Consider the following 12,756-nt stretch of genomic DNA (forward strand, 5'->3'; position numbering starts at 1 on the left):
GCTTCCTTTCATTCGGCCCGCTGCCTGCGCGCCATATGCATTCAATCCTGGTGAGATTGGGGCGCAGCGCGCCCCTCTCCCGGATCATCGAGACGGCCCCGAAGGACCGTCTGCACTTAGATCTTCAGCCCGCCTTCACGCGCAGCGTCGGCCAGAGCCTTCACCTTGCCATGAAAGAGGAAACCGCCGCGGTCGAAATAGGCTTCTTCCACGCCCGCCTTCTTGGCGCGCTCGGCGATTGCGGAACCGACCTTGGCGGCCGCTTCCACGTTGTTCTTGCCCACAACGCCCAGATCTTTTTCCAACGTGGATGCCGACGCGAGCGTGACACCTTTCACATCGTCGATCAGCTGGACGCTGATATTCTTGCTCGAACGGTGAACGGAAAGACGAAGACGTCCCGCGTTCACTTTGCGAAGCTTGTTCCGGACGCGCAGGCGGCGCTTCAGAAACAGTTGTCTTTTGCTGTTTGCCATCTGACTGGTCCTTACTTCTTCTTGCCTTCCTTGCGGAAGATATACTCGTCCTTGTACTTGATCCCTTTGCCCTTGTAGGGCTCGGGAGCACGCCAGGCGCGGATATTCGCTGCGACCTGACCGACGAGCTGCTCATCGATACCTTCGACCACGATCTCGGTCTGCTTGGGCGCGGTCACGGTCACGCCATCAGGCGCCGTGAAGTCCACGTCATGCGACAGGCCGAGGTTCAGCTTGAGGGTATTGCCCTGCATCTGGGCACGATAACCAACACCGTTGATTTCAAGCTCGCGCTTGAAGCCGTTGGTGACGCCGGTCACCAGGTTGGCGATCATCGTGCGGGACATGCCCCACTGCTGACGCGCGCGCTTGGATTTGCCGCGCGGAGTCACGGTGATGACGTTATCTTCGACCGAAATCGCGATATCGTCGGTTGCCTTGAAGGTCCGGGCGCCCTTGGGGCCTTTCACTTCGACGGTCTGGCCCGAAACAGAAGCAGTTACGCCGCTGGGGAGCTCGACCGGTTTTTTACCAATACGAGACATTCAGACCTCCTTAGAATACGGTGCAGAGCACTTCGCCGCCAACATTGGCTTCGCGTGCGGCTGCATCCGACATCACACCTTTGGGTGTGGAGACAATCGACACACCAAGGCCCTGACGAACCTGCGGGATGTCCTTGACGCCCATGTAAACGCGGCGGCCCGGGGTCGAAACCCGCTTGAGCTCGCGAATGACAGGGATGCCTTCGTAATACTTGAGGCTGATTTCCAGCGCCGGATGACCGTCTTTGCCGGTCGTCTCTTCGTAGCCGCGGATGTAGCCTTCGTCTTTCAGCACGTCCAGAACCCAAGCGCGCAGTTTCGACGCCGGTGTCATAACCGTCGACTTGCCGCGGAGCTGCGAGTTCCGGATACGGGTGAGCATATCTGCGATAGGATCGTTCATCTTATGCCCTCCCTTACCAGCTCGATTTCACGAGGCCGGGGATCTGCCCCGACGAACCGAGGTCGCGAAGCGCGATACGGCTGATTTTCAGTTTGCGATAGTAGGCGTGCGGACGGCCGGTCAGCTGGCAGCGGTTGTGCAGACGCACAGCAGAGCTGTTGCGCGGCAGTTTCGCCAGCTTGAGGGACGCGCGGAAACGCTCTTCCATCGGTTTGCTTTCGTCGTTCACGATCGCTTTCAGCTCGGCGCGCTTGGCGGCGTATTTCTCCACCAGGCGTTCGCGCTTCTTTTCGCGTTCGATCATTGCTTTCTTAGCCATGTCTAATCCTTCCCGCGCTTACGAATTGAAGGGCATGTTGAAATGCTTCAACAGCGCCTTTGCTTCGGCGTCGGTCTTTGCCGTGGTGGTGATGATGACGTCCATGCCCCAGACTTCGTCGACCTTGTCGAAGTTGATTTCGGGGAAAACGATATGTTCCTTGATGCCCATGGCATAGTTGCCGCGACCATCGAAGCTCTTGCCCGAAACGCCGCGGAAGTCGCGGATACGGGGCATTGCAACGGTGATCAGGCGATCGAGGAATTCGTACATCCGGTCACCACGGAGGGTCACCTTGGTGCCAAGCGGCATGTCTTCACGGACGCGGAAACCGGCGATCGATTTCTTTGCCTTGGTGACGACGGCCTGCTGACCGGCGATCGCGGTCAGGTCTTCCTGAGCCGATTTCACCTTTTTGGTGTCGCGAACAGCTTCGGCGCCAGCGCCGATGTTCAGGACGATCTTGTCCAGGCGCGGGATCATCATGTCGTTCGAGTAACCGAACTCTTCCTTCATCGCCGCCTTGATGGTGTCGTTGAAGACCGTACGCAGACGCGGGGTGTAGTTTTCAGAATCAAGCATCGATCACGTCCCCCGTGGTTTTGGCAAAGCGCACTTTCTTGTCGCCTTCGATCTTGAAGCCAACGCGGGTCGGCTTGCCGTTTGCGTCAACGAGCGACAGGTTCGAGAGCTGGATCGGCATCGGCTTGGGGATACGACCGCCCTGGCTGGTCTGGCTTTGACGGGTGGCGCGGATGGCAACGTTGATGCCTTCCACAACGGCTTTGCCGGCTTTGGGGTCGACGGACTGGATAGTGCCCTTCTTGCCCTTGTCCTTGCCAGCAAGCACGATGACTTCGTCACCTTTTTTCAGTTTAGCGGCCATCAGAGCACCTCCGGCGCCAGCGAAATGATTTTCATGAAGTTCTTGGCGCGCAGCTCACGAACAACCGGCCCGAAGATACGGGTGCCGACGGGTTCGTTGTTATTGTTCAGAATAACTGCGGCGTTGCGGTCAAAGCGGATGGCGGTGCCATCTTCGCGACGAACTTCCTTGGCGGTGCGAACGACGACGGCCTTACGGACATCGCCCTTTTTAACACGACCGCGCGGAATGGCTTCCTTGACGGATACTACGATGATGTCGCCGACACCCGCGTATTTCCGCTTGGACCCACCCAGGACCTTGATGCACTGAACTCGGCGTGCGCCGGAGTTGTCAGCAACATCCAGATTGGTCTGCATCTGGATCATATGGTTTCTCCCGACCTTTGGGGACAGGCTCTCATTCGCTCTGCCCCAGGGTTTCGCTCAAACTGAAAAAGTCCGGGAAGCTTACGCTTCCAGAACTTCCCAGCGTTTCGTTTTGGACTTGGGTGCACATTCGATGATGCGCACGGTATCGCCCGTCTTGTAGGTGTTCTTCTCGTCATGCGCGCGGTACTTCTTGGACCGGCGAATGGTCTTTTTGAGAACCGGGTGCGTAAAGCGGCGTTCGACCGAAACGGTGACGGTCTGTGCGTTGGCGTCGCTGGTGACGGTGCCTTGCAGAATACGTTTGGGCATCTATCGGCTCCTTATTCTTGCGACGCCGCGGCTGCGGCTTTCTGGTTCAGAATGGTCTTCACGCGGGCAGCGTTACGACGCGCCGCACGGATCCGCGCCGGGTTTTCGAGCTGGCCGGTGGCCTGCTGAAAGCGCAGGTTGAAGCTTTCTTTTTTCAGGTTGGCAAGTTCTTCGCGGAGCTGGTCCGGAGTCTTGTCATTCAGTTCCTTGGCGTTCATGTCGCCCTTCCTTTCAACATCACTGGCAGGCCCCTTGCCTCTGCGCGAGGGTCACCGTGATTCCAGTGGAGTTCATGATGAGAGGGCCATTTAGACGCCAGGCGCCCATAAAGCAACCCCTGTCTGTCCCCGCCGGGGCATTTGCCGGTAAACCGGCGAAATAACCCGCATTTACTGGCGATTTTGCCCTCTCGCCTTGGCTGTGACCCTGCGCTATCACAGCCCCATGTCACAGATCGAGTCGCTTTTCGCCACCCGCCTTTACCGCGCCGCCCTGTCGGAGTTCGGTCCTGCCATCGACCGCGACGAGCTGGAAGGCTCTTGCTGGTCCATCGCCGAGGATGATGAAGCGGGGCAGGACTGGTGCGAAGAGAACGGCTATCCCGGTTATACGAGCTATGCCTCGCTGACCGATCTTGGCTGGCGGTTCCCGATCTTCAAGGATCTGACCAAGGCGCTGGATCAACATGTGTCGGCCTTTCTCGAAGATCTCGAATTCGATCTCGACGGGCGCAAGCTGGTGCTGGACGATCTCTGGATCAATATCCTTGCGCCGGATGGGAGCCATGGATCGCATATCCATCCGCACAGCGTCATCAGCGGTACGACCTATGTGACGATGCCCGAGGATGCGAGCGCGATCAAATTTGAAGACCCGCGCCATGCGATGATGATGGCCGCCCCGCCCCGCCGCAAGGATGCGCGCCGCGAATTGCGCAGCTTTATCTATGTTGCGCCGGAACCGGGCGAAGTCTTGCTTTGGGAAAGCTGGCTGCGTCACGAGGTGCCGATGAACCGCTCGGAGGACGAGCGGATCAGCGTCAGCTTTAACTACCGATGGGACTGACCTTGCGCCGTGCCGGGATCAGGGTGACCGTCACCAGCCCGGCAAGGACAAGACCCGCACCGATCATGCTTTCATAGGTGACCGGTTCGCCCACGATATAGATCGCCAGCACCCATGCGGTGACCGGCTCCATCAGGGCAAGGGTCACGGCGGTCGAGGCGGTCACGTAGTTCAGACCCCAGGTATAGAAGGCATAGGCAAGACCGGTGGCGGCGACGCCAAGGAAGGCGATGCCCATCAGCGCGCTGCCATCCAATGCCCAGCCAAGTGGCACGAAGGCGAGGATCGGCAGTGTTACCAAAGCGGCGATGCTGAAGGTGCTGGCCGCAATGACGGTCGTCGGAGCCTTGTCGCTGATCCGGCTGGTGGCAAGCGAATAGGCCGCATAGCAGGCCCCGGCCAACAGCGCGATCACGATGCCAAGATAGGGCCGGTCGCCGCTGCCGAGCGTCGAGAGCATGGCGACCCCGGTGATCGAGATCCCCTGCCCGAAAACGCGCATCCGGTTCGGTGTCCGGTTGCTTTGCAGCGATTCATAAAGCGTGGCGAATACCGGTGCGCTGCCGATGGTTACAGCCGTGCCGACGCCGACGCCGGCGAGAGTCACCCCCCAGAAGAACAGAAGGTTATAAAAGCCGATGGCGATGCCGGCAAAGACGATCCCCGGCCAAGGCAGATCGGGCATCTTGGTGATGTCGTATTTCTGGGCGTAGGCGATGGCAAGAAGGGCGATTGACCCGACGAGAAGCCTCAGCGCGCCGACGGCAAGGGGATCGCGACCCTCGGGCAGCAGGCTTTGCACCGTGCCAGTTGTTCCCCAAAGAACTGCCGCCAGAACGACGGCCAGAACGCCGACTAATCTCATCACTTACCCCTGTTTCTATCTGAAGTTGCCGAGAAGGACGCTCGAGTGTCAACAATTGCTTACCGAATAAAACGATTGCCACACCAAGTGTTTGCTTCTCAGGCAACGGTCAGAACTTCGCTTTAAATATGAACGCCCAAAGCGCTCGACGGATGAAAATCAAGGCGCTGAAACGACGGTGGCCAATTGTCCCGTCCTGCGCGCCTCTTCATGTAATAAATCCGGGTCTGGCCGATTCCCGTCTAGTTATTAGCATGAAATGCCGTCCGTCCGCGCGCCTTTTGCATGTGACCTGACCGGGGCTATTGGACGCGTCGCGTTCCATCGAGAAGGCTTTCCTGCAAGGTCGGTCCGTGGAGGACAGAGATATCTCCGGTTGTCTCAAGCACCACGGCCCGGACTTCGGAATAATCGAGCACATTGGCCTCGCGCAGTTTGGCGACCAGATCATCCTTGGCCACCCGTGTCGCGCGCAGCGCATCGTCAAAGATTTCACCATCTCGCATCAGCAGGACGGGCGCATTCTGGACCACGGTTTCGAGGGTGTCCGAGGCAATGCGCAACCTGGCCATTATATACTGGACACCCAAGAGAGCGGCGATGGCGCCCAGCGATTGAACAAATGCGGGCCACTCGGAGGATTGACTTGCCCCTGCCAAAAGCGAGCCGATGGCCACCGTGACCACGAAATCAAAAGCCGTCATCTTGGAAAAGGCGCGCAGGCCAACCACCCGGACGACGAAGATAACCCAGAAGACGCCGATCGTAGCGAGGATGACACCGGAGGCAAGGCTATCTGCAAACGGTTGATCAAAGAACATGGCGGGGCTCCTGCTTTACGACTCTCAGGATGCTGACGGGCAGCCAGTTGCCGCGCAAGCGCGCGGATGTTTCGATCACGTTTTCGATTGGCACAATTCCCCATGTGTCAGGCCGTGGCTTCGCGCCAAATTCGACCTGTAGGGAATGAACGCACCAAAGCATTTTTTGTTCACCGTCCCCGGGCGCATTGAGGAAAGCACAAAACAAAACCCCCGCCGTTTGCACGACGGGGGTTTCCTGTTTCTGATCGGAGTTGCCTCCGGACCGCTTACCAGTCTTCGCGAACGACGACGCGAGTCTTGATCGGCAGCTTCATCGCGGCGAGGCGCAGGGCTTCGCGGGCGATTTCTTCGTTTACGCCGTCCAGTTCGAACATCACGCGACCGGGCTTGACCTTGCATGCCCAGTAATCGACGGAGCCCTTACCTTTACCCATCCGCACTTCGGTCGGCTTGGAGGTCACCGGGGTATCCGGGAAGATCCGGATCCAGACACGGCCCTGACGTTTCATGTGGCGGGTCATCGCGCGGCGTGCCGCTTCGATCTGACGTGCCGTCACACGCTCGGGCTGGAGGGCCTTGAGGCCGAACGTTCCGAAGTTGAGGTCAGAACCGCCCTTGGCGAGACCGCTGATGCGGCCTTTGTGCTGCTTGCGGTATTTTGTACGCTTAGGTTGAAGCATCTTTCTTTCTCCTTAGCGGCGGCCACCGGCGCCACGCGGGGCCGGACCGTCCTGGAGTTCCTGTGCCTTACGTTCACGCGCGGAGGGATCATGTTCCATGATCTCGCCTTTGAAGATCCAGGTCTTGATCCCGATGATCCCGTAGGCGGTTTGCGCCTCGACGTGAGCGTAATCGATGTCCGCACGCAGGGTGTGCAGCGGCACGCGGCCTTCACGGTACCATTCGGTACGCGCGATTTCCGCACCGCCGAGACGACCGGCGAGGTTCACACGGATGCCGAGGGCGCCCATGCGCATCGCGTTCTGCACCGCACGCTTCATCGCGCGACGGAAGGACACACGACGCTCGAGCTGCTGCGCGATGGATTCACCCACCAGCGCGGCGTCGAGTTCCGGCTTGCGCACTTCGACGATGTTCAGGTGAAGCTCGCTGTCGGTCATGTTGGCGATCTTCTTGCGCAGCGTTTCGATGTCTGCGCCTTTCTTGCCAATGATGACACCCGGACGGGCCGTGTGGATCGTGACGCGGCACTTCTTGTGCGGACGTTCGATGATCACGCGGGCGATACCGGCCTGCTTGCATTCATCCTTGATGAAATCACGGATCTTCAGGTCTTCGAGCAGAAGATCGCCGTAATCTTTCGTGTCGGCATACCAGCGGCTGTCCCAGGTGCGGTTGACCTGAAGGCGCATGCCAATCGGATTGACTTTGTTACCCATTAGGCTTGCTCCTCAACTTGACGCACCTTGATGGTGATCTCGGAAAACGGCTTGACGATCTTGCCGAACCGGCCACGGGCACGCGGGCGACCGCGCTTCATGGTCATGTTCTTGCCAACATAGGCTTCGGCGACGATCAGCTCGTCCACGTCCAGGTTGTGGTTGTTTTCGGCGTTCGCGATGGCGGACTGCAGGCACTTGCGCACATCCTCGGCGATCCGCTTTTTCGAGAAGGTCAGATCGGTCAGGGCGCGATCGACTTTCTTGCCACGGATCATCGCGGCGACCAGGTTCAGCTTTTGCGGGGACGTACGGAGCATACGCAGTTTTGCCATTGCTTCGTTATCGGCCACGCGGCGGGGATTCTTGTCCTTGCTCATGGCTTATTTCCGCTTCGCTTTTTTGTCAGCGGCGTGACCGTAATAGGTCCGGGTCGGCGAATACTCACCGAACTTCTGACCAATCATGTCTTCCGTGACGTTGACAGGAACGTGTTTCTTGCCGTTGTAGACGCCAAACGTCAGGCCCACAAACTGGGGCAGGATCGTCGAGCGGCGCGACCAGATCTTGATGACTTCGTGACGGCTGCCTTCGCGGGCCGCCTCGGCCTTTTTCAACACGTAAGCGTCGACAAAAGGACCTTTCCAAACAGAGCGAGACATGTCTTAGCGCCCTTTCTTCTTGGCGTGCCGCGAGCGGATGATCAGCTTGCTGGACGCTTTGTTCTTGTTCCGGGTCTTGGCACCTTTGGTCGGTTTGCCCCAAGGGGTAACCGGGTGACGACCACCAGAGGTACGGCCTTCACCACCACCGTGAGGGTGGTCGATCGGGTTCATCACGACACCACGCACAGAGGGGCGGATGCCCTTGTGGCGCATGCGGCCGGCTTTACCGTAGTTCTGGTTGCTGTTGTCGGGGTTCGAAACCGCACCGACAGTTGCCATGCATTCCTGGCGGACCATGCGCAGCTCGCCCGAGGAGAGGCGGATCTGGGCGTAGCCACCGTCACGGCCGACGAACTGAGCATAGGTGCCCGCGGCGCGTGCGATCTGACCACCCTTGCCGGGCTTCATCTCGATGTTGTGCACGATGGTACCGATCGGCATGCCCGAGAACGGCATCGCGTTACCCGGCTTGATGTCGACCTTGGTGCCCGCGACGACTTTGTCGCCGACTGCCAGACGCTGCGGCGCGAGGATATAGGCCTGCTCGCCGTCTTCGTACTGGATCAGGGCAATGAACGCGGTCCGGTTCGGGTCATATTCGATCCGTGCAACGACGGCCGATACGTCGAACTTGTTCCGCTTGAAATCTACAACGCGATAGAGGCGCTTTGCCCCACCACCGCGGCGACGCGACGTAATACGTCCGGTGTTGTTCCGGCCGCCCGACTTCGTCAGACCCTCGGTGAGGGATTTGACGGGGCGTCCTTTCCACAGCTCCGAACGGTCGATCAGCACCAGCCCGCGCTGGCCCGGCGTCGTCGGCTTATACGACTTGAGTGCCATGCTTTCTGTCTTCCGTTTAGCAAACGCTGCCGTCGTTTCCCGCGCGGGGACGTAGGGCAGCTATGTATTGGGTACTTGCCGGACGATTGGAATTGGCCGCCGCTGACAGACTACCCTATGTTACAGGGCCCCGAAGGTCCCCAGGTTCAATAAGCACGAGACCCCGGAACGAATCCCGGGGCCGCGTGATTGGGTGCGTCTAGCAGGGATGGGTGAGGGTGGCAAGGGGTGGCTTTAATTGAGCAAAAGTTGTCATGCTCTTGCAGATCAGAGCAAATCGCCAAGCGCATCGTTCTTGAATGCGAAGCTATCTTCCACGACCCTAAAAAGATTTGAAAGTATACTTAGTTCTGGAGGCGCTGAAGCAATCCTTCGCGGTTCAAACGAGTCGTCAAAAATACTCAAATCAAAATAGAAATTCCAAACAAATTCGTCTTCATCAATATAATATTTAGTACGCACCTTCGATACAACATAGACTTTTTCTTTTAACTTCGCTTCGAATGAACGTTCGACAATATCCCCTGCGTCTGCAATGAATATTTGTGAGAAAGACCAATTCAGGTCCCCAGTTGAAGTCTTTTGCATCAAGTTTGTGATAGCCTTCCGCCAGTCCTGCATTGAGTAGATCATAAACTTGCCCTCGCTTCTTTCTCATAGGCATTTATCTCATCAATCAACTCGGTCAATGCGGTATATAATAGCCAAAAATTTTCGACGTCTCTGAGTAGTACAGATTGATCTGGAGCAGCCGCGACGGCACTTTCCACCGAACTGCAGTAGTTCTTCGTTTTCGTTACGACTTCGGTGAATCCAGGTGCCCTTGTCTTTTCCAGCTGCTTCAAAATGACTCTTATGGTCCCTGCAAACCCCTCACCCAATATGTCTTTCAATGTCCTCTCCTTCAGAGAATCAAGTTTTCGGGTTATTTCTGATAATTCTTTTTTCAGCTCAGGCAGCCTTTGCTTCGCAAAATACTTTTTGCCAAGCGCCCGAACCTCAAGAAGAGCGTATGTAGAAAAAAAAGCGCCCATATAGCTCAGGAAAACCCCAACGAACGACCAAATATCCTTGGCAAGATCACCAAAGAAGAAACTAGGAGCAAAAACACAACCGGTTACCAAAAGCACGAGCGATATGCCGATAACAAAAATTGCAATTATCATGGAAGCTGTACACTTTCGTTCAAATACGGTCCTTTAGTATTGGCAACAATACGGAAGCGCAATAGAACATCATCGTTCAACAAAAAAGCCCCCCGCCATCCGGCGAGGGGCTTTCTCATTTCTAACGTTCGGCAGGGTCTCCCCTGCCCTCACGATCAGAGACCGGTGGTCACGTCGATCGTGTTGCCCTCTTCGAGGGTCACGTAGGCTTTCTTGACGTCTTTCCGGCGGCCCATCTGGCCGCGGAAACGCTTGGCCTTGCCTTTGGTGATGGTCGTGTTGACGGCCTTCACCTTGACACCAAAGAGAGCCTCGACGGCCTCTTTGATCTGCGGCTTGTTGCTGTCGATCGACACTTCGAAGACAACCGCGTTGGCGTCGGACGCCATGGTTGCTTTCTCGGTGATGACCGGCTTGCGGATCACGTCGTAATGTTCTGCCTTGGCACTCATTTCAGTCGAGCCTCCAGTGCTTCGACACCCGCCTTGGTGATCACGAGCGTGTCACGCTTGAGGATGTCATATACGTTGGCGCCCATCGTCGGCAGGATGTCCAGACCTTCGATGTTGCGGGCCGCCTTGGCGAAACCTTCGTTGACCGACGCGCCGTCGATGATCAGCGCGCGCTTCCAGCCGAGGCTGGCGATCTGCTTGGCCAGTGCACCGGTCTTGCCTTCGGCTTCGGCGGATTCGATCACGACCAGCTCGCCGGCTTTCGCCTTGGCGCTCAGTGCGTGACGCAGGCCCAGCTTGCGGAACTTCTTGGGCAGGTCATGCCCATGGCTGCGCGGGGTCGGGCCCTTGTAGATACCACCTTTACGGAAGATCGGCGCGTTACGGTCACCGTGGCGAGCGCCGCCGGTCCCCTTCTGGCGATAGATCTTCTTGGTCGAATAGCTGGTTTCCGAGCGGGTCTTGACCTTGTGGGTGCCCTGCTGCGCGTTGTTGCGCTGCCAGCGGACCACACGGTGCAGGATGTCGGCACGCGGTTCCAGGCCGAAGAGAGCTTCGTCCAGGTCCACGCTGCCGGCGGCGCCGCCGTCCAGTTTGATGACGTCGAGTTTCATTCTTCGCCTTCCTTCTTCTCGGCCGCGCCATCTTCTGCCTTATCGGCTTCGATGTCGGCTTCGGCTGCTTTCAGCGCCTCGGCTTCTGCTGCGGCTTGCTCTTCGGCCAGACGCTTGGCTTCGGCTTCCGCCTCGGCTGCTGCGGCTGCGGCGGCTTCTTCAGCTGCTTTCGCGGCTTCTTCAGCGGCGGACTTCAGCGCGGCGGGCAGAATGGCGTTCTCGGGGAACGGCTTCTTGACCGCGTCCTTGACGGTGACCCAGCCACCCTTGGAACCCGGCACGGCGCCCTTGACCATGATCAGACCACGCTCGGCGTCGGTTTTCACGACTTCGAGGTTCTGCGTGGTGACGCGCACGGCGCCCATGTGACCGGCCATCTTCTTGCCTTTGAAGACCTTGCCCGGATCCTGACACTGACCGGTGGAACCGTGCGAACGGTGCGAAATCGACACACCGTGCGAGGCCCGCAGACCGCCGAAGTTGTGCCGCTTCATGGCACCGGCGAAACCTTTACCGATCGAGGTGCCGGCGACATCGACGTACTGACCTGCAAAGTAATGGTCAGCCGTGATTTCCTCACCGACGTTGATCAGGTTGTCGGGATCGACGCGGAATTCCGCGACTTTCCGCTTGGGTTCAACCTTGGCGGCGGCAAAGTGACCGCGCATCGCCTGCGAAACCCGCTTGGCTTTCGACGTACCTGCGCCAAGCTGAACGGCGGTGTAGCCATCCTTGTCAGCGGTACGCTGGGCGACGACCTGAAGTTTGTCCAGTTGAAGAACGGTCACAGGGATCTGCTTGCCGTCTTCCATGAACAACCGGGTCATGCCGACTTTTTTTGCGATAATACCAGAGCGCAACATGTTTCTTGCCCTCCTCGCTTACGATTGCAGCTTGATCTCGACATCCACGCCAGCGGCGAGGTCGAGCTTCATCAGCGCGTCCACGGTCTGGGGGGTCGGATCGACGATATCCAGCAGACGCTTGTGCGTGCGGATTTCGAACTGGTCACGGGATTTCTTGTCTACGTGGGGGCCACGCAGAACGGTGAATTTCTCGATCTTGTTCGGCAGCGGAATGGGCCCGCGCACATTGGCGCCGGTCCGCTTGGCGGTGTTGACAATCTCTTGTGTGGACGCGTCCAGCACACGATAGTCAAACGCCTTGAGCCGAATGCGGATGTTTTGGCTTTGGATGGCCATTTAGCAATCCCCTTCAAGGGCTTTTCAAGTTGAGAGGAGGAACGACGACCACCGCCGCCCCTCATCGAACCAATTTTTGGGTCCGGGCGTCACCGCCCGAAATTCAGCAGATGGAAAAGGCCGGCCTGGCTTTCAAGCCGACATTTCCCATTTTTGCGCTTCCTTGCGAAAGCCCTGCCGATTTACTCGACGATTTTCGACACCACGCCGGCGCCAACCGTGCGGCCGCCTTCGCGGATGGCGAAGCGGAGGCCCTGCTCCATCGCGATCGGTGCGATCAGCTCGACGCCGAAGGAGACGTTGTCGCCCGGCATCACCATCTCGGTGCCTTCCGCCAGCGTAACCGTGCCG

The 12,756-nt window shown here is 58.2% G+C and carries 24 protein-coding genes; 1 reads left to right on the top strand and 23 read right to left on the bottom strand.

Annotated features, from left to right (window positions below; genetic code table 11):
• Positions 1-116 precede the first annotated feature (116 nt).
• The 9 genes from rplR to rpmC form a co-directional block, all read right to left on the bottom strand.
• On the bottom strand, positions 117-476 hold the full coding sequence (gene rplR, locus ACU0FH_RS12180; RefSeq protein ID WP_088635299.1) for a 50S ribosomal protein L18: 360 nt from the start codon (positions 474-476) through the stop codon (positions 117-119).
• An 11-nt stretch (positions 477-487) separates the two neighbouring features.
• On the bottom strand, positions 488-1,021 hold the full coding sequence (rplF, locus tag ACU0FH_RS12185) for a 50S ribosomal protein L6 (protein WP_238373041.1): 534 nt from the start codon (positions 1,019-1,021) through the stop codon (positions 488-490).
• Between the two features lie 10 nt (positions 1,022-1,031).
• Entirely contained in the window at positions 1,032-1,424 is a 393-nt protein-coding gene (gene rpsH, locus ACU0FH_RS12190; RefSeq protein WP_238373042.1) for a 30S ribosomal protein S8, read from the bottom strand.
• Positions 1,425-1,437: 13 nt separating this feature from the next.
• A complete protein-coding gene (gene rpsN, locus ACU0FH_RS12195) occupies positions 1,438-1,743 on the bottom strand; it encodes a 30S ribosomal protein S14 (RefSeq protein ID WP_238373043.1) in 306 nt (101 codons plus the stop codon).
• Between the two features lie 18 nt (positions 1,744-1,761).
• Positions 1,762-2,325, bottom strand: coding sequence for a 50S ribosomal protein L5 (gene rplE / locus ACU0FH_RS12200; protein ID WP_088635295.1), 564 nt, complete (start codon positions 2,323-2,325; stop codon positions 1,762-1,764).
• Positions 2,318-2,629, bottom strand: a complete 312-nt coding sequence (gene rplX, locus ACU0FH_RS12205) for a 50S ribosomal protein L24 (RefSeq protein WP_446194867.1) — start codon at positions 2,627-2,629, stop codon at positions 2,318-2,320. The genes rplE and rplX overlap by 8 nt, the downstream gene beginning before the upstream one ends.
• Positions 2,629-2,997: a 50S ribosomal protein L14 gene (rplN, locus tag ACU0FH_RS12210; RefSeq protein ID WP_088635293.1), complete on the bottom strand. Its 369-nt coding sequence runs from the start codon at positions 2,995-2,997 to the stop codon at positions 2,629-2,631. The genes rplX and rplN overlap by 1 nt, the downstream gene beginning before the upstream one ends.
• A gap of 81 nt (positions 2,998-3,078) precedes the next feature.
• Entirely contained in the window at positions 3,079-3,309 is a 231-nt protein-coding gene (gene rpsQ / locus ACU0FH_RS12215; RefSeq protein WP_088635292.1) for a 30S ribosomal protein S17, read from the bottom strand.
• An 11-nt stretch (positions 3,310-3,320) separates the two neighbouring features.
• Positions 3,321-3,527, bottom strand: coding sequence for a 50S ribosomal protein L29 (gene rpmC / locus ACU0FH_RS12220; protein ID WP_238373045.1), 207 nt, complete (start codon positions 3,525-3,527; stop codon positions 3,321-3,323).
• A gap of 226 nt (positions 3,528-3,753) precedes the next feature.
• Here rpmC and ACU0FH_RS12225 point away from each other — a divergent pair, with 226 nt between their 5' ends.
• Positions 3,754-4,374, top strand: a complete 621-nt coding sequence (locus tag ACU0FH_RS12225) for a 2OG-Fe(II) oxygenase family protein (RefSeq protein ID WP_446194868.1) — start codon at positions 3,754-3,756, stop codon at positions 4,372-4,374.
• On the opposite strand, the gene ACU0FH_RS12230 is transcribed toward ACU0FH_RS12225, so the two are convergent.
• The 14 genes from ACU0FH_RS12230 to ACU0FH_RS12295 all read right to left on the bottom strand — a co-directional run.
• Positions 4,355-5,239, bottom strand: a complete 885-nt coding sequence (locus ACU0FH_RS12230) for a DMT family transporter (RefSeq protein WP_238373047.1) — start codon at positions 5,237-5,239, stop codon at positions 4,355-4,357. The two genes, ACU0FH_RS12225 and ACU0FH_RS12230, sit on opposite strands and share 20 nt — an antisense overlap.
• Before the next feature lie 302 nt (positions 5,240-5,541).
• Complete coding sequence (locus tag ACU0FH_RS12235) at positions 5,542-6,060, bottom strand: DUF421 domain-containing protein (RefSeq protein WP_446194869.1); 519 nt, start codon at positions 6,058-6,060, stop codon at positions 5,542-5,544.
• Positions 6,061-6,329: 269 nt separating this feature from the next.
• A complete protein-coding gene (gene rplP / locus ACU0FH_RS12240) occupies positions 6,330-6,743 on the bottom strand; it encodes a 50S ribosomal protein L16 (protein WP_238373049.1) in 414 nt (137 codons plus the stop codon).
• 12 nt (positions 6,744-6,755) lie between these two features.
• Positions 6,756-7,463 (bottom strand): 30S ribosomal protein S3, encoded by a 708-nt coding sequence (gene rpsC / locus ACU0FH_RS12245; RefSeq protein ID WP_088635287.1) that lies wholly within the window; start codon positions 7,461-7,463, stop codon positions 6,756-6,758.
• Positions 7,463-7,843, bottom strand: a complete 381-nt coding sequence (gene rplV / locus ACU0FH_RS12250) for a 50S ribosomal protein L22 (RefSeq protein ID WP_088635286.1) — start codon at positions 7,841-7,843, stop codon at positions 7,463-7,465. Before rplV ends, rpsC begins: the two co-directional genes overlap by 1 nt.
• A gap of 3 nt (positions 7,844-7,846) precedes the next feature.
• Positions 7,847-8,125 (bottom strand): 30S ribosomal protein S19, encoded by a 279-nt coding sequence (gene rpsS, locus ACU0FH_RS12255; protein WP_238373050.1) that lies wholly within the window; start codon positions 8,123-8,125, stop codon positions 7,847-7,849.
• A 3-nt stretch (positions 8,126-8,128) separates the two neighbouring features.
• Positions 8,129-8,971 carry a 50S ribosomal protein L2 gene (rplB, locus tag ACU0FH_RS12260; RefSeq protein WP_088635284.1) on the bottom strand — a complete coding sequence of 281 codons (843 nt, stop codon included), beginning with the start codon at positions 8,969-8,971 and terminating at the stop codon, positions 8,129-8,131.
• Between the two features lie 267 nt (positions 8,972-9,238).
• Positions 9,239-9,592, bottom strand: coding sequence for a hypothetical protein (locus ACU0FH_RS12265; protein WP_446194871.1), 354 nt, complete (start codon positions 9,590-9,592; stop codon positions 9,239-9,241).
• 8 nt (positions 9,593-9,600) lie between these two features.
• Positions 9,601-10,137: a hypothetical protein gene (locus tag ACU0FH_RS12270; RefSeq protein WP_446194872.1), complete on the bottom strand. Its 537-nt coding sequence runs from the start codon at positions 10,135-10,137 to the stop codon at positions 9,601-9,603.
• A gap of 155 nt (positions 10,138-10,292) precedes the next feature.
• Positions 10,293-10,589: a 50S ribosomal protein L23 gene (locus ACU0FH_RS12275; RefSeq protein WP_446194873.1), complete on the bottom strand. Its 297-nt coding sequence runs from the start codon at positions 10,587-10,589 to the stop codon at positions 10,293-10,295.
• On the bottom strand, positions 10,586-11,203 hold the full coding sequence (rplD, locus tag ACU0FH_RS12280) for a 50S ribosomal protein L4 (RefSeq protein WP_088635281.1): 618 nt from the start codon (positions 11,201-11,203) through the stop codon (positions 10,586-10,588). Before rplD ends, ACU0FH_RS12275 begins: the two co-directional genes overlap by 4 nt.
• Positions 11,200-12,066 (bottom strand): 50S ribosomal protein L3, encoded by an 867-nt coding sequence (gene rplC, locus ACU0FH_RS12285; protein ID WP_446194875.1) that lies wholly within the window; start codon positions 12,064-12,066, stop codon positions 11,200-11,202. The genes rplD and rplC overlap by 4 nt, the downstream gene beginning before the upstream one ends.
• A gap of 18 nt (positions 12,067-12,084) precedes the next feature.
• Positions 12,085-12,399, bottom strand: coding sequence for a 30S ribosomal protein S10 (rpsJ, locus tag ACU0FH_RS12290; RefSeq protein ID WP_008756422.1), 315 nt, complete (start codon positions 12,397-12,399; stop codon positions 12,085-12,087).
• A 188-nt stretch (positions 12,400-12,587) separates the two neighbouring features.
• A partial coding sequence (locus ACU0FH_RS12295; RefSeq protein ID WP_446194876.1) for an EF-Tu C-terminal domain-related protein occupies positions 12,588-12,756 on the bottom strand: 169 nt, incomplete at its 5' end.

The sequence above is a fragment of the Heliomarina sp. genome (assembly GCF_052826185.1).

What these genes read in the sequence shown, in the direction of transcription:
- rplR (WP_088635299.1), bottom strand. Translation starts at nt 476, where the DNA reads ATGGCAAACAGCAAAAGACAACTGTTTCTGAAGCGCCGCCTGCGCGTC.
- rplF (WP_238373041.1), bottom strand. Translation starts at nt 1,021, where the DNA reads ATGTCTCGTATTGGTAAAAAACCGGTCGAGCTCCCCAGCGGCGTAACT.
- rpsH (WP_238373042.1), bottom strand. Translation starts at nt 1,424, where the DNA reads ATGAACGATCCTATCGCAGATATGCTCACCCGTATCCGGAACTCGCAG.
- rpsN (WP_238373043.1), bottom strand. Translation starts at nt 1,743, where the DNA reads ATGGCTAAGAAAGCAATGATCGAACGCGAAAAGAAGCGCGAACGCCTG.
- rplE (WP_088635295.1), bottom strand. Translation starts at nt 2,325, where the DNA reads ATGCTTGATTCTGAAAACTACACCCCGCGTCTGCGTACGGTCTTCAAC.
- rplX (WP_446194867.1), bottom strand. Translation starts at nt 2,629, where the DNA reads ATGGCCGCTAAACTGAAAAAAGGTGACGAAGTCATCGTGCTTGCTGGC.
- rplN (WP_088635293.1), bottom strand. Translation starts at nt 2,997, where the DNA reads ATGATCCAGATGCAGACCAATCTGGATGTTGCTGACAACTCCGGCGCA.
- rpsQ (WP_088635292.1), bottom strand. Translation starts at nt 3,309, where the DNA reads ATGCCCAAACGTATTCTGCAAGGCACCGTCACCAGCGACGCCAACGCA.
- rpmC (WP_238373045.1), bottom strand. Translation starts at nt 3,527, where the DNA reads ATGAACGCCAAGGAACTGAATGACAAGACTCCGGACCAGCTCCGCGAA.
- ACU0FH_RS12225 (WP_446194868.1), top strand. Translation starts at nt 3,754, where the DNA reads ATGTCACAGATCGAGTCGCTTTTCGCCACCCGCCTTTACCGCGCCGCC.
- ACU0FH_RS12230 (WP_238373047.1), bottom strand. Translation starts at nt 5,239, where the DNA reads ATGAGATTAGTCGGCGTTCTGGCCGTCGTTCTGGCGGCAGTTCTTTGG.
- ACU0FH_RS12235 (WP_446194869.1), bottom strand. Translation starts at nt 6,060, where the DNA reads ATGTTCTTTGATCAACCGTTTGCAGATAGCCTTGCCTCCGGTGTCATC.
- rplP (WP_238373049.1), bottom strand. Translation starts at nt 6,743, where the DNA reads ATGCTTCAACCTAAGCGTACAAAATACCGCAAGCAGCACAAAGGCCGC.
- rpsC (WP_088635287.1), bottom strand. Translation starts at nt 7,463, where the DNA reads ATGGGTAACAAAGTCAATCCGATTGGCATGCGCCTTCAGGTCAACCGC.
- rplV (WP_088635286.1), bottom strand. Translation starts at nt 7,843, where the DNA reads ATGAGCAAGGACAAGAATCCCCGCCGCGTGGCCGATAACGAAGCAATG.
- rpsS (WP_238373050.1), bottom strand. Translation starts at nt 8,125, where the DNA reads ATGTCTCGCTCTGTTTGGAAAGGTCCTTTTGTCGACGCTTACGTGTTG.
- rplB (WP_088635284.1), bottom strand. Translation starts at nt 8,971, where the DNA reads ATGGCACTCAAGTCGTATAAGCCGACGACGCCGGGCCAGCGCGGGCTG.
- ACU0FH_RS12265 (WP_446194871.1), bottom strand. Translation starts at nt 9,592, where the DNA reads ATGCAGGACTGGCGGAAGGCTATCACAAACTTGATGCAAAAGACTTCA.
- ACU0FH_RS12270 (WP_446194872.1), bottom strand. Translation starts at nt 10,137, where the DNA reads ATGATAATTGCAATTTTTGTTATCGGCATATCGCTCGTGCTTTTGGTA.
- ACU0FH_RS12275 (WP_446194873.1), bottom strand. Translation starts at nt 10,589, where the DNA reads ATGAGTGCCAAGGCAGAACATTACGACGTGATCCGCAAGCCGGTCATC.
- rplD (WP_088635281.1), bottom strand. Translation starts at nt 11,203, where the DNA reads ATGAAACTCGACGTCATCAAACTGGACGGCGGCGCCGCCGGCAGCGTG.
- rplC (WP_446194875.1), bottom strand. Translation starts at nt 12,066, where the DNA reads ATGTTGCGCTCTGGTATTATCGCAAAAAAAGTCGGCATGACCCGGTTG.